Source organism: Acidimicrobiales bacterium (assembly GCA_033344915.1).
Classification (GTDB): Bacteria; Actinomycetota; Acidimicrobiia; order Acidimicrobiales; family Aldehydirespiratoraceae; genus JAJRXC01.
In genome coordinates this window covers 442737-455826 of record JAWPML010000001.1, presented here as the reverse complement: position 1 = coordinate 455826, position 13090 = coordinate 442737, and the positions used below count along the sequence as shown (strand labels likewise).

Below are 13090 nucleotides of genomic sequence, written 5' to 3'. Positions count from 1 at the left end.
TCGCTCGGTCAGCCGGCGACGGCGCCCATGATGGCCTTGGTCTCGAGGAAGTCCTCGAGCCCGAGCAGGCCCCATTCGCGTCCGTTGCCCGAGCGCTTGTAGCCGCCGAACGGTGCGTTGAAGTCCAGCTGGGCACCGTTGACGTGCATCATCCCCGTACGGATCCGCTTGGCGACGGCGAGCGCCCGTTCGGGGCTGCCGGAGATGTAGCCGGACAAGCCGTAGACCGTGTCGTTGGCGATCTGGACCGCATGATCCTCGTCCTCGTAGCCGATCAGGACGAGCACTGGGCCGAAGATCTCCTCCTGCGCGATCCGCATGTCGTTCGTGACATCTGCGAACAGCGTGGGCCGCACGTAATAGCCCTTCTCGAGGCCGTCGGGACGACCCAGGCCACCCGTGACGAGGGTCGCACCCTCGTCGATGCCGACCTGGATGAGCGACTGGATGCGGTTCCACTGCAGCTCCGACACGACAGGACCGATCGTGGTGGCATCGCTCGACGGATCGCCCACGACGATGCCCTCCATCGCGGCCCGCGCGATCTCCTTCGCCTCGTCCATGCGAGCCATCGGCACCAGCATCCGGGTCGCGGCGTTGCAGGACTGACCGGAGTTCACGCACATGCCGCCGGCATCGCGGGCGACTGCGGTGGCGAAGTCGGCGTCGTCGAGGATGATGTTGGCGGACTTGCCGCCGAGCTCCTGGGCCACCCGCTTCACGGTGTCGGCGGCGTTGCGGGCGACTTCGATCCCGGCGCGGGTCGAGCCGGTGAACGACATCATGTCGACATCCGGGTGCGCGGAGAGATGCGAGCCGACGGTAGGCCCGTCCCCGTTCACCAGGTTGAACACGCCGGCCGGCACACCGGCTTCATCGAGGATCTCCGCGAGCAACAGGGCGTTGAGCGGGGCGACCTCCGACGGCTTCAGGACCATGGTGCAACCGGCGGCCAGGGCCGGGGCCACCTTGCAGGCGATCTGGTTCAGCGGCCAGTTCCACGGCGTGATCATCCCGACCACGCCGACCGGCTCCTTCACGAGCAGCGTCGTGCCGAGTTCTTCCTCGAACTCGAAGTTCTCCAGGATTCCGGCGGTCGTGAGGAAGTGCATCAGGCCGGTCGGTGCCTGGGCCGCCTTCGCGAGGAAGCCGGGCGCGCCCATCTCGGCGCTGATCACGTTGGCGAGGTCCTCGGCCCGGGCCCCGATGAGCTCCACCACCTTGTTGAGGATCGTCAACCGCTCCTCCTTGGTGCTCAGCGACCAGGTGTCGAAGGCGGCCTTCGCCGCGGCAACGGCCGCGTCGACGTCTGCGGCCCCTCCCATCGCGATCGACGCGATGGGCTCCTCGGTCGCCGGGTTGATCACCTCGAGCGTGGTGTCGGTACTGGGCTCCACCCAGGCTCCGTCGATGTAGAACTTGCCGGTGTTCTCGCTGATCACGATGTGCTCCGTTGCTGGGATGGCGGGCTGATGCGACGCTACCGCCCGCGACGCGTTCGTGGGAAGGTCGGACCGCCGGTCGAAGGTGGGACGGGACTCTGACCCCGCCGTCTCATCTCGCCAGGAGATCCTCGATGAGGGCGGCCATTTCCATGGGCTTGTCGCCCTGGATCGAGTGACCCGCTCCGTCGACGACGATGTGGATCGTGTCGGGGCGCCGCTTCAGCCATTCCTCGACGTCCTCGTCACCGATGACGCTCCACTTGCCGCCCTGCCAGAGGGTGATCGGCACCTTGACCTGGTCGACCTTGTCCCACAGGTCATCGAACGACGGTGCGTCGTCGCCGCCGATCTTCCAGTCCCGCATCCGGTCGTAGCGCCAGGTCCAACGGCCGTCGTCCATCTCGTAGGCGTTGTGGAGGATGCCGCGACGCAGGGACGACTCGCTGCGCCCCGGGTTGTACTCGACGGTGCGGGCGAGGATCTCGGCGAAGTCGGCGAAGTACTCGGGTCCGTCCACGAACGTGATGATCGGCTCGGCCTTCGCGTGATCCGTTCCCGGCGTGACGTCCACGACCCCGAGACGCTTGACGAGCTCGGGATGGTCCGCCGCGAGACAGATCGCGGTCATGCCGCCGAGCGACATCCCGATGACGGCCTCGGCGTTCGGCGCCAGCCGGCGGACCGCCTGGGCAACGTCATCAGCCATCGTGGTCGGCAGGTAGTCGTGTTCGGGACGGTGGTCGCTGTGACCGTGGCCGGGGAGGTCGATCGCCACCAGTGGGCGCCCGAGCTTCATGGCGACGGTGTCCCACGTGTGCGCGTTCTGGGCGCCGCCGTGGATGAGGACGAGCTCCGGGTCGGCGTCGCCCCACACGAGCGCCGAGAGGTCGATGCCCCGCTCCAGCGCGATCGTCTCCCGCCGCACGACGGGAGCCGAATCGAAGGGAAGGTCGTACTCGGCCGCGTTCTCGTGGAACAGGCCGAACTCGTCGTAGGCCGGGGTCTCGCTCACGGCCGGGACCGTACCCGGCCCGGTCGGACCGGACCAGAAGCCCGGCCCCGCTCAGCCGTGCGAGCCGCCCGTCGCGGTGAAGCTGAACGTCTTCGAGCCACCGAGACCGCTCACCGACACCGAGAACGTCTCGCCGCGGGGCGCCGACGGGAACTCGACCGTGCGCTCCCAGTGGCCGTGGCCGTCGGCAGTCGTCGTCCCGGAGCCGTACGGCGACGAGATGGTGATGGTCGATCCGGGGCTGGCGGCGCCACTGAAGATGTCGTACGGCACGTTCTCACCGCACGAGCCGTACGCCTGGCCGGCCGTGAAGGCGACGGTCACCACCGGCGCCGCGGTCGTCGTGGTCGGTGCCGCGGTGGTCGTGGTGACGATCGGGGCTGGGTCGCTGTCGGCGGCCGGTGTCACCTCGTGGCTCAGGTGCTGCGGTCCGTCGCTCGCCGGCACGACCGGCTCCGACGCGGGCGCGGTCTCCTGCGGGGCGACGACCGGATCGATCGGGTGCGCCTCGAGTGGCGGCAGCTCGCGCGCGGCCGACGAAGCCGACAGACGCGGCTCCTCGAGCGGATCCAGCGTGGCGGGAGCGTCGCCCCCGGCGGCCGCCGCGTCGAGCGAGGTGTCGGCATGACCCGCGGGCAGCGCCCACGCGCCGACGGCGGCAGTCGAGAGGATGCAGAGGAAGACGAGGAAACGTCGCATGAACGGGGTGGACTCCTGGGTGATGACTCGAGACCGGTGAACGCCCACCCCGGATCGTCCGGGCACCGGATCAGCCCACCGCAGCGAGCCGACACCCCTACGACGCCGCACGACCGCCGATCTATGACAGCGCACGGGAAGAAACGGTGCGTATCGTGACGTCCGTGCGGACCCGACTCCTGATCCCCCTGCTCACCGCTGCCCTGCTGCTCGCAGCGTGCGGCGACGACTCCGGCGCCGACCCCGAGGACGACCCGTCGTCCACGACCACCACGGCGGGTCCGGCCGACGACGGGGGCGAGGACGACACCGGCGACGATGCCGGCGAAGACGATGCCGGCGAGGACGACGCCCCCACCACGACCACGACCGGCGGCGCGCCAGCGAACCCCACCACGACGACCGCGGCACCGTCGACCACCCAGCCACCGGCCGGCCCCACGGGCGTGCTCGCCGACGGCACCGTCACCACGGCGGCCGGCCTCACCGCGACCTGGGAGCTCTCCAGCGACGGCGCGTCCCTCTGCTTCGATGCCGAGCTCACCCATGCCGATCCGGACGAGGCGGCCGCACTCGGCGAGGGGCTCACGTCCTGTCTCTCCCCATCCGGCGGACTGGACGACATGGACAGCGGCCTCAGCGTCGATGTCGGCACCGTCGACGGCGACAAGACGATCGGCTACCTGTGGGGCCGAGCCGACGCGAGCGTGATCCGTCTCACGATCGAGCACGGCGACGGAAGCCAGACCTCGGTCCCGTTGCTCGACGGCCCCACCGACGTGCAGGTGTTCGCCTACGTGGTCGACGTCGACACGATCCCCGGCGTTCTCGGACTCGACGCCGTCTCCGGCGAGGGCATCGAGGGGTCGGCCGAGATCCGCGACTTCCTGCGCAGCGGGCCGACCTATCCGGTGGTCGTGCCGACCACCACGACCCGCCCGCCCGACTACCCGACGAGCTGACCATGGCGGCGTACCACTTCGACGGCGACTCGATCGTGCTGGAGCTCACCCGCGGCGAACGGCTGGGCGCGTTCCATTTCGGCGAGCTGCGGATGCCGATCTCGGCGATCCGCGCGGCACGCGCCGTCGACAATGCCTACGCCGAGGTGCGGGGGCTGCGGGCGCCGGGCACCGGCGTGCCCCGTCGACTCCTGCTCGGCACCTGGCGCAAGCGAGGATCGAAGTCGTTCGTGATCGTGCGGGGCAAGGCGCCCGGAAGCGTGATCGAGTTCGACGACGGTCCGTTCGACCGTTGGATCACGAACCTGCCGGTGCCCGACCGGCTGCTCGATCAGTCGTAGCTCGGGGCGCTGAACGCGCCCTCGAGGCCGTAGGGCCGGTACGGCCCGAGCATGACCTGTTCGAGCACGCCGATGCCGACACGATCCCCGTAGGTCGCCCGCACGAGATGCTGCACGTGCTGGTTCTCGTACACCGTCTCGTCGACGTCGGCGAGCGCCCACGATTCACTTTCCATCGCGAGCTCGCCGTGCCACTGGCCGTGGACCCACGTCGGGTGCATGTAGCCGATGCCCTTCATCCGGTAGGTGAAGATCGGTTCGAGATGCACCTCGTGGCGCTCACCACTGTCGATCGACGTCATCGCGATCGTCGCCTCCTTCACCATCCGGCTGCCGGACTTGAACGACAGTTGGTGCTCGAGCGCCCGCATGTGTTCGGCCGCCTCGTCCTCGACGCCGGGAAGGTCGTCGACCGAGTCGTAGACCGGCAGCTTCGCGCCGACGTTGAAGAGCGGCCGGCCCTTCCAGTCCTCGAACAGCTGGTAGTGCAGGCACAGATCGTCGAAGTTGATCGGTGCCCACAGGAAGAAGAGGCCACCGTTGGGGTTCGGCGGACTCGGCGCCCCGCGAGTGTCGCCGCCGACGAGTGGACGGATCCCCCACGAGCGGTCCTTGGTGCCCCACGTCTGCGCCCGGTCGAGCTCGAGCCGGTTGCCCTCGAACTCGATCCAGCCCGACCAGTGGCCGAGCTGGGCGAACCGCGTCGTGTCCATCGTCTTGCGGAGCCCGCCGCTGCCGAAGTGGTGGCGGGGTTCCTCGACGTTGCCGGTGCGGCCTTCCCAGAGGAGGTCACACGTCCAGTCCGTCTCGTTCGCATCGAGCGTGACGCGGAGGGATTTCATGGGCTCGAAGATGTCGATGTTGAACGGACCGACTCGGAGTTCGCTCGGCTCGGGCGTGGCGCGGGCGGACGCGTGGAACGCGTACTGGCGGCCCTCCCAGACGACCGAGATGCCACAGTCCTGGATCCCGAGGTGCGGGTAGAGCGCGGTGCCGATGCCGAGGTACATGTCACCGGCGCGGGAGTAGCCGTTGAACCAGTAGCGCTCGTAGACGTCCTTGTCGCTGCTCGCCGGATGCGCGATCGGATCGGGTGTCTGATGGATCGGGAAATCGTCGAACTTGCTGAGGACCATGTCCGGCAGGTTCGCAGTTCGTTCCGGGCGGCGCCAGCTCAGGCGTCGACGCGCCGCGTGCGCCTGGTCGAGCGTCCGGTGGATCCGGGAAGGGGGTCCCAGCGGAACCGCCGGCGGGCGACCAGCGCACCGACGACGAGCCAGAGCGCCAGGACGCCGAGACGGTCCCAGACGAACGCGGGCGCCTCCGACCACGGGTTCATCGCCTCGGAGAAGGCGACCCCGAAGTGCTTGAGCGGCAGCAGGTCGGCCGCGATGCGCAGCCAGCGGGGCGGGTCCGAACCGAGGTCGATGAAGATGTTGGAGATGAACGCCATCGGGAGGATCGTCGCGTTGGCGAGCGCGGATGCCGACGACGCCGACCGGGCCACGCCGGCGAGTGCCACGCCGAGAGTGGCGAACGTGGCCGATCCGACGGCGAACGCGACGACCATCGCCGGCACCTTCGCCAGCTCGATGTTGACGTCGTAGGCGACGACGCCGAGCAGGACCATGATCGTCGCCGACACCAGGGCTATCCACACCGCGGAGAGGATCGCGCCGGCCATGTAGACCCACGGGGGCAGCGGCGTGCCCCGCACCCGCCGCAGGATGCCGTCCTCGCGGCGGGTGGAGAGGTTGATCGCGATGTTCGTGTAGGTCGCGGAGCCGACGGCGAAGACGGCCAGGGCCGGTGTGTAGAACTGGGCGGCGCTCACCGACGCCCCGGTGGGGCCGTCGAAGTCGATGTCGTTGCCGAACAGGGCGACGAAGAGGACGAGCATGATGATGGGCAGGATCAGGGTGAAGAACGCGCCCACCGGCACCCGCCAGAAGAAGCGGTTCTGGGCGCGCACCTGCTGGACGAGCAGTCGGAGGTTCCGGCTCATGCGCCCTCCCCCACCAGCTGGAGATAGACGTCCTCCAGCTCGGTGGACGTGACCTGCAGCCCGCCGAGCTCGACCCCCCGCGAGACGGCCCAGGCAGTGACGTGGGCGAGGTCGGCCGTCGGCGCGTTGGTCGTGATCTCGATGCGGCGGTCCCGTCCCCGACTCGTGCCCTGGAGCGGGTCGAGCAACGAGCTGAGCGAACCGTCAACGGCGGGGAGTTCGAAGCTGATGCGGGTGCCCTCGCCGAGGGAATCACGCAGCGCGGCCGGCGTGCCCGCCGCGACGATCCGACCGCCGGCGAGCACGGCGACGCGATCGGCGAGGTTCTCGGCCTCGTCGAGATAGTGCGTGGTGAGCACGACGGTGCGGCCGAGCGAGGTCAGGTTGCGGATGAGCTCCCAGCTGCGACGCCGGGCCGCCGGGTCGAATCCCGTCGTCGGCTCGTCGAGGAAGATCAGGTCCGGGTCGCCGATGAGGCCGAGCGCGAGATCGACCCGGCGCTGCTGTCCACCCGAGAGGGTGCCGACCCGGTCGTCCGCCTTCTCGCCGAGCTCGACGAGGTCGATGAGCTCGTCGACCTCGCGGGGACGGCTGTAGGCCGTGCGGTAGTACTCGAGCACCTCCCGCACCGTGAGTTCGCGGTCGATACCGGCGGACTGGAGCACGATGCCGAGCCGATCGCGGAAGCTCGATCCGGCGGTGCCGGGGTCCACCCCGAGCACGGTGACCTCTCCGGACGTGCGGGTCCGATGCCCTTCGAGCACCTCGACCGTCGTGGACTTTCCGGCCCCGTTCGGCCCGAGGATGGCGAAGACCTCACCCTCCTCGACCGAGAACGACAGCCCGTCGACCGCCCGCGTGTCGCCGTAGGTCTTCACGAGGTCACGGACCTCGATCACCGCGCTCATGGCTCGTCGCTCGTTGGCATCCGGGTCACCCTACTGTTGTGGCATGCGCCCACTCCCGGGAAGGTCGATCGTCGCCGAATTCGGTGCGCAGTTCGACGCGGACCTGGCCAAGGCCCGGCTCGCGGACGCCGGTCTCGAGTCGGTCGTGATGGGCGACCCGGCGGCGTCGGTCGCCCCCCATCACGTCACCGAGCGGGTCTTCCAGCTGGTCGTGATGGACGAGATCGTCGACCACGCCCGAGCCGTGCTGTCGGACGACCGGCCACCGGATCACGAGGCCGAGGCGCTCGACGCCGCGTTCCACCAGCGTCGATTCGTCGACCGGCCGTTGTGGATCCGGCGCACCACGATCCTGCTGCTCGTCACCTTCGTCGGTCCGATCGCGATCGCCGCGTTCCTCCACCTGCTCTGGCTGACCCGCGGGCTGTTCCCGTAGGCCCGACCTACATTCCCTGGCCGCCGGACGTCTCGGCGACGGACTGCTTGCCCGCGGAGATCCACGGCATCATCGCGCGCAGCTCCTTGCCGACCTTCTCGATCGGGTGGTCGTGACCAGCCTGCTCGAGGGCGTGGAACGTCTCGCGACCGGAGCGGCTCTCGGCGACCCAGTTGGCGGCGAACGTGCCGTCCTGGATCTCGGTGAGCAGCTGCTTCATGGTCGCCTTGGTGTCGTCGGTGACGACGCGGGGACCGCTGGTGAGATCGCCCCACTCCGCGGTGTCGGACACCGAGTAGCGCATCCCGGCGATGCCCTCCTCGTACATGAGATCGACGATGAGCTTCAGCTCGTGGAGGCACTCGAAGTACGCGACCTCGGGCTGGTAGCCGGCCTCGATGAGCGTCTCGAATCCGGCCTGCACGAGGCGGGTGGTGCCACCGCAGAGCACGGCCTGCTCGCCGAAGAGATCCGTCTCGGTCTCCTCGGTGAAGGTGGTCTCGATCACGCCCGCGCGGGCGCCGCCGATGGCGTCCGCGTAGGCGAGGGCGAGCGCCTTGGCGCCGCCGGAGGCGTCCTGCTCCACCGCGATGAGCGCCGGCACGCCGCCGCCCTCGGTGTAGGTGCGACGCACGAGGTGGCCCGGACCCTTCGGGGCGACCATGCACACGTCGAGGTTGTCGGCCGGGTCGATCAGGTCGAAGCGGATGTTGAAGCCGTGGGCGAAGAAGAGGGCGTCACCCTCCTGGAGGTTCGGGGCCACGTGCTGTTCGTAGATCTCCGCCATCTCGGTGTCGGGCATGAGCATCATGACGACGTCGGCCTCGGCCGTCGCGTCGGCGATCGAGCGCACGGTGAGGCCGGCGGCCTCGGCCTTGGCGACCGAGCCGGAGCCCTCACGCAGGCCGACGCGCACGTCGATGCCCGACTCCTTCAGGTTGAGGGCGTGGGCATGGCCCTGTGAGCCGTAGCCGAGAATCGCGACCTTGCGGTCGGCGATCGCGGAACGGTCGACGTCCTTCTCGTAGTAGATGTTCGCCACAGCAGAACCTTCTTCTCGTTGGTGGATTTCGTTCTGTGAGTAGAAGTCAGCACCTGGTGCTGGGTTCTACTCACAGAAGCATGGACTGGGACTAGTCGGCGAGGGACTGGAGGGCCACTCGGCCGGTGCGCTGGATCTCGGCGATGCCGAACGGGCGCAACTTCTCTTCGAATTCTTCGAGGCGGGCCGGGCGAGCGGAGAACGACAGCATGATCTGCTCGGTGTTCTCGTTGAGGACGTAGGCCCGCCAGTCGTCGATGAGCTCCATGAGCTCCTTGCGATGGGTGGCGTCGGCCGAGACCGTCACCAGCATGAGTTCGCGCGACACGGACTTCTCCGGGTCGAGCTCGCGGATCTCGACGACGTTGATCAACTTGTTGAGCTGCTTCACCACCTGTTCGAGCGGCGCCGATTCGACGTCGACCGTGAAGGTGATGCGGCTGAACCGGTCGTCGTCGGTGGGAGCGACGGCGAGTGACTCGATGTTGAAGCCGCGCCGGCTGAAGAGCCCGGCGACGCGGGCGAGGACGCCCGGCTTGTTCTCGACCGTCGTGACGATGGTGTGGAAACGCTCCGCCATTGGTCAGCCCTCCCCGCCGAGCAGGTGCTGCTGGGTCGGGTCGACGACGACCTCGCTGTTCGACTTGCCGGCCGGCACCATCGGGAACACGTTCTCCCCTGCATCGGTGACGAACTCGACGACGACCGGACGGTCATTGATCTCGTTCGCCTTGGCGATCGCCGGAGCGACCTCTTCGGGCGCCTCGACGCGGATCGCGGCGCAGCCCATGGCTTCGGCCCACTTCACGTAGTCCGGCACCCGCTCCTGGAGGTAGACCTCGCTGTAGCGCTCCTCGTAGAACATCTCCTGCCACTGGCGGACCATGCCGAGATACGAGTTGTTGAGCAGGGCCACCTTGATCGGGATGTTCTCGACCGAGGCGGTGACGAGCTCCTGCGCGGTCATCTGGAAGCACCCGTCACCATCGACCGCCCAGACCCGGCTGTCGGGCTTGCCGACCTTGGCCCCGATGGCGGCGGGGATGGAGAACCCCATGGTGCCGAGGCCCCCGGAGTTCACCCACGTGTACGGGTGATCGAACTTCCACCACTGGCTGGCGTACATCTGGTGCTGACCGACGCCTGACGCAACGATCGTGTCGGCCGGGTTGCCGTCGCGCAGCTCCTCGATGACGTACTGGGGCTTGAGCTTGTCGCCCGCGGCCGACTGCTCGTAGGTGAGCGGGAACTTCTCCTGCCAGCCCGACACCGTCGACCGCCAGGCGCTGCGGTCGGCCTGCGCCTCGGTGCCGCCGAGATCGCGCAGGGCATGGTTGATGCCCTCGATGACGACGCGGCAGTCGCCCTGGATGCCGACGTTGTACTGACGGACCTTGCCGAGCTCGGCTGCGTCGATGTCGACGTGGATGATCTTGGCGTCGGGCGCGAATCCGTCCAGCTTGCCGGTGACGCGGTCGTCGAAGCGGGCGCCGAGCGAGATCAGCAGATCGCTCTGCTGCATCGCGGTGACGGCGGTGTAGTTGCCGTGCATGCCGGGCATGCCCAGGCAGAGTTCGTGGCTGTCGGGGAAGGCACCGCGGGCCATCAACGTCGTGACGACCGGGATCTGCACCATCTCCGCCAGCTCCATGAGAGCTTCCGCGGCGCGGGCCTTGAGAACGCCGCCACCGACATAGAGCACCGGGCGCTCGGCATCGCGAATGAGTTCGGCGGCCTGGCGGATCAGCTCCCGATCGCCCTCCATCTGGGGGGAGTAGCCGGGCAGTTCCATGTCGGCATCGGTGGCCGTGTACCAGTTCATCGCCGAGCGGGGGTTCGTCGGGTCGACGATGTCCTTCGGGATGTCGACGAGCACGGGCCCCGGGCGCCCGGTCGTCGCGATGTGGAACGCCTCGTGGATGATGCGAGGGATGTCCTGCGCCTCGGTCACGAGGAAGTTGTGCTTCGTGACCGCCATCGTGATGCCGGTGGTGTCGCACTCCTGGAAGGCGTCGGTGCCGATCGCCGCGTACGGCACCTGGCCGGTGATGCAGACCATCGGGACCGAGTCGAGGAACGCGTCGGCCAGCGGCGTGACGACGTTCGTCGCGCCCGGGCCGGACGTGACCATGGCGACGCCCGGCTCTCCGGTGGCGTGCGCGTAGCCCTCGGCCATGTGGCCGGCGCCCTGCTCGTGGCGCACGAGGATGTGACGGATCGAGCTGTCGATGATCGGGTCGTAGACGGGAAGGATCGCGCCGCCCGGGTAGCCGAAGATGGAGGAGACGCCTTCGTGCTCGAGGCTCTTGACGAGGGCCTCGCCGCCCGAGATCTGCTGGTTGTCGCTCATGGCTGTGCTCATTGCTTGCTTGGACACGGAAGTATGGTCGGAAAAAACGAAACGACCTCCCTTGGGGAGGTCGAGGCGCACGATTCCGGAGAAATTCTGGTCGCGAACGTGCGCTAGCCGAGGCCTACTACGAGGACGGGGGCGAGCGACGTGTTCACGGGCACGAGTATGACCACTGGGCGGGCGAATGGCAACGCGGTTGGAAATAGGGTGGTTCGATGTCCTCCCGGATCGGCGTCTATCCCGGCTCGTTCAACCCGCCGACCCGGGCCCACGTCGAGATCGCCCTCGCGGCGCGCGACACCCACGGGCTGAGCCGCGTCGATCTCGCGATCAGCGCGGTCGCCCTCGGCAAGGATGATGTCGCCCGTCCCACGCTGGCTCAGCGCATCCATGTGATTCGGGCGTCGATCGAGGAGATCGACGGACTCGGCGTCGTCGTCACCGAGGCGCAACTGATCGCCGACATCTCCCGCGGCTACGACGTCGTGGTGATGGGGGCCGACAAGTGGGCCCAGGTCAACGACCCCGCGTGGTACGGCGACGACGACACAGCTCGCGACGCCGCACTCGCCCGCCTTCCCCGTCTCGCACTGGCGCCCCGTCCGCCCCACGAGATCCCCGACGAACATCGACTGCCCGTGGCCGACGACCTCCTCGCGATCAGCTCGTCCGCAGCCCGGGCGGGCCGCACCGAGTGGATGACCGACGCCGCCCGCGCCTCCGGCCACTGGTGACCCACCTCCGAGCAATCTCTGGGCACCAAAGGCGCGGCGATCAGCCCGACATCGGGCCCCACGAGCAATCTCTGTGCACGAAAGGCGCGACCACGGGCGCCAGGTACGACCCTTTCGTGACCAGAGATTCCAGGGTTTCGGCCCGGAACTCGACCCTTTGGTGACCAGAGATTCCCCTGGAGCCGGTCAGGTGGAGGCGAGGACGAGGGTCGTCATGTCGTCGACGAGCGGCCGGCGGTCGGCGACGGTGAAGCCGCAGGACGTGAGCATGGCGCCGACCTCGTCGATGGTGCGGCTGACATGGTCGGGGACGAAGACCGCATGCTGCAGTGACCAGGCGGCGGCGAGTGCGCCCCCGCCGAGCAGGAAGTCGTGGACGGCGACCCAACGGACGCCGCGCGCGGCGAGCTGGTCGAAGAGCGGCTGGTGGAACTCGCCGGGCACCGAGGACAGCAGGTAGCTGAGCACGACGCCGTCGTAGTCGCCGTCCGGCCAGGTCGACGCGTCGAGGGCGCTGCCGGGCAGGTACCGCACACCGTCCTGCGGCGGAGCCGACGCGACCACGGGTTCGAGATCGACGACGTCGACCGCCACGTCGTGACGCGCCGCGATGGCGGCCGCCACCGCGCCCCAGCCGCCACCCAGGTCGAGCACCGGGCCCGTCGGTTCAATCGCTCGGGCGATCCCCCGCCCGGGCAGCACCGACCCGGCGAACTGCGACGCCTGATAGGCACGAGCCTCCGCATCGTCCGCGAACCACGCCTCGTAGCCCCCGCGGCCGGTCGGGTCCCGCAGCACGGTGGCGAGTTCGTTGATCCCCGGGCGGCCGAGCAGAAGACGAGGCGCCACCTGATCGATGATCTGTCCGCCGAGGTATTCCGCGTAGGAGCCCTCGCCCGTGAGCAGGACGTCCATTCCCGGGGCCAGCGACCACACACCGTCGTCCTCGACCACGACGTCGTTGTCCGCGAGCACGGTCAGCCAGGTCGCGGTGAGCCCGCGATCGGGATACTCGTCGACCAGATCGTCGACGCGGGCCGGCAACCGGTCGAACAGTCCGAGGTTGCTCGCGGTGAGCAACGACCACGAGCCGATGTAGCCGTAGGCGACTTCGTTCAGCGAGCGGGCTGCCGCGGCGACGTCCATGGCCGTC

14 protein-coding genes are annotated in these 13090 nt (G+C 68.8%); 4 read left to right on the top strand and 10 right to left on the bottom strand.

Annotation, left to right across the window (positions count from 1 at the left end; all coding sequences use genetic code 11):
• Positions 1-8: 8 nt before the first annotated feature.
• From R8F63_02145 to R8F63_02135, 3 genes are all read right to left on the bottom strand, one after another.
• Entirely contained in the window at positions 9-1442 is a 1434-nt protein-coding gene (locus R8F63_02145) for an aldehyde dehydrogenase family protein (GenBank protein ID MDW3217390.1), read from the bottom strand.
• 112 nt (positions 1443-1554) lie between these two features.
• A complete protein-coding gene (locus R8F63_02140; GenBank protein ID MDW3217389.1) occupies positions 1555-2457 on the bottom strand; it encodes an alpha/beta hydrolase in 903 nt (300 codons plus the stop codon).
• 51 nt (positions 2458-2508) lie between these two features.
• Positions 2509-3156, bottom strand: coding sequence for a hypothetical protein (locus R8F63_02135; protein ID MDW3217388.1), 648 nt, complete (start codon positions 3154-3156; stop codon positions 2509-2511).
• Positions 3157-3320: 164 nt separating this feature from the next.
• On the opposite strand from R8F63_02135, the gene R8F63_02130 reads away from it, so the two are divergent.
• Positions 3321-4118 carry a hypothetical protein gene (locus R8F63_02130; GenBank protein ID MDW3217387.1) on the top strand — a complete coding sequence of 266 codons (798 nt, stop codon included), beginning with the start codon at positions 3321-3323 and terminating at the stop codon, positions 4116-4118.
• A 2-nt stretch (positions 4119-4120) separates the two neighbouring features.
• Positions 4121-4459, top strand: coding sequence for a hypothetical protein (locus tag R8F63_02125; protein ID MDW3217386.1), 339 nt, complete (start codon positions 4121-4123; stop codon positions 4457-4459).
• Here R8F63_02125 and R8F63_02120 read toward each other — a convergent pair.
• The 3 genes from R8F63_02120 to R8F63_02110 are packed head-to-tail and all read right to left on the bottom strand — an operon-like array spanning position 4450 to position 7372.
• Entirely contained in the window at positions 4450-5595 is a 1146-nt protein-coding gene (locus tag R8F63_02120) for a hypothetical protein (GenBank protein MDW3217385.1), read from the bottom strand. The genes R8F63_02125 and R8F63_02120 overlap by 10 nt on opposite strands.
• A 38-nt stretch (positions 5596-5633) precedes the next feature.
• Positions 5634-6464 (bottom strand): ABC transporter permease, encoded by an 831-nt coding sequence (locus R8F63_02115; protein ID MDW3217384.1) that lies wholly within the window; start codon positions 6462-6464, stop codon positions 5634-5636.
• Complete coding sequence (locus tag R8F63_02110; protein MDW3217383.1) at positions 6461-7372, bottom strand: ABC transporter ATP-binding protein; 912 nt, start codon at positions 7370-7372, stop codon at positions 6461-6463. The genes R8F63_02115 and R8F63_02110 overlap by 4 nt, the downstream gene beginning before the upstream one ends.
• Positions 7373-7415: 43 nt before the next feature.
• Here R8F63_02110 and R8F63_02105 point away from each other — a divergent pair, with 43 nt between their 5' ends.
• The gene (locus tag R8F63_02105) at positions 7416-7808 is read left to right on the top strand and encodes a hypothetical protein (protein ID MDW3217382.1); all 393 of its coding nucleotides are present in this window, start codon (positions 7416-7418) and stop codon (positions 7806-7808) included.
• Between the two features lie 7 nt (positions 7809-7815).
• Here the strand turns inward: R8F63_02105 and ilvC are convergent, their stop codons facing one another.
• The 3 genes from ilvC to R8F63_02090 all read right to left on the bottom strand — a co-directional run bounded on the left by ilvC (position 7816) and on the right by R8F63_02090 (position 11227).
• Positions 7816-8850 (bottom strand): ketol-acid reductoisomerase, encoded by a 1035-nt coding sequence (gene ilvC / locus R8F63_02100; GenBank protein MDW3217381.1) that lies wholly within the window; start codon positions 8848-8850, stop codon positions 7816-7818.
• A 91-nt stretch (positions 8851-8941) separates the two neighbouring features.
• Positions 8942-9430: an acetolactate synthase small subunit gene (gene ilvN / locus R8F63_02095; GenBank protein ID MDW3217380.1), complete on the bottom strand. Its 489-nt coding sequence runs from the start codon at positions 9428-9430 to the stop codon at positions 8942-8944.
• Positions 9431-9433: 3 nt separating this feature from the next.
• Positions 9434-11227, bottom strand: a complete 1794-nt coding sequence (locus R8F63_02090; GenBank protein ID MDW3217379.1) for an acetolactate synthase large subunit — start codon at positions 11225-11227, stop codon at positions 9434-9436.
• A gap of 191 nt (positions 11228-11418) precedes the next feature.
• On the opposite strand from R8F63_02090, the gene R8F63_02085 reads away from it, so the two are divergent.
• Positions 11419-11937, top strand: coding sequence for a hypothetical protein (locus R8F63_02085; GenBank protein ID MDW3217378.1), 519 nt, complete (start codon positions 11419-11421; stop codon positions 11935-11937).
• Between the two features lie 186 nt (positions 11938-12123).
• Here R8F63_02085 and R8F63_02080 read toward each other — a convergent pair whose 3' ends face one another.
• The gene (locus R8F63_02080; protein ID MDW3217377.1) at positions 12124-13083 is read right to left on the bottom strand and encodes a methyltransferase; all 960 of its coding nucleotides are present in this window, start codon (positions 13081-13083) and stop codon (positions 12124-12126) included.
• Positions 13084-13090 lie beyond the last annotated feature (7 nt).

What these genes read in the sequence shown, in the direction of transcription:
- R8F63_02135 (MDW3217388.1), bottom strand. Translation starts at nt 3,156, where the DNA reads ATGCGACGTTTCCTCGTCTTCCTCTGCATCCTCTCGACTGCCGCCGTC.
- R8F63_02125 (MDW3217386.1), top strand. Translation starts at nt 4,121, where the DNA reads ATGGCGGCGTACCACTTCGACGGCGACTCGATCGTGCTGGAGCTCACC.
- R8F63_02120 (MDW3217385.1), bottom strand. Translation starts at nt 5,595, where the DNA reads ATGGTCCTCAGCAAGTTCGACGATTTCCCGATCCATCAGACACCCGAT.
- R8F63_02115 (MDW3217384.1), bottom strand. Translation starts at nt 6,464, where the DNA reads ATGAGCCGGAACCTCCGACTGCTCGTCCAGCAGGTGCGCGCCCAGAAC.
- R8F63_02110 (MDW3217383.1), bottom strand. Translation starts at nt 7,372, where the DNA reads ATGAGCGCGGTGATCGAGGTCCGTGACCTCGTGAAGACCTACGGCGAC.
- R8F63_02105 (MDW3217382.1), top strand. Translation starts at nt 7,416, where the DNA reads ATGCGCCCACTCCCGGGAAGGTCGATCGTCGCCGAATTCGGTGCGCAG.
- ilvN (MDW3217380.1), bottom strand. Translation starts at nt 9,430, where the DNA reads ATGGCGGAGCGTTTCCACACCATCGTCACGACGGTCGAGAACAAGCCG.
- R8F63_02085 (MDW3217378.1), top strand. Translation starts at nt 11,419, where the DNA reads ATGTCCTCCCGGATCGGCGTCTATCCCGGCTCGTTCAACCCGCCGACC.
- R8F63_02080 (MDW3217377.1), bottom strand. Translation starts at nt 13,083, where the DNA reads ATGGACGTCGCCGCGGCAGCCCGCTCGCTGAACGAAGTCGCCTACGGC.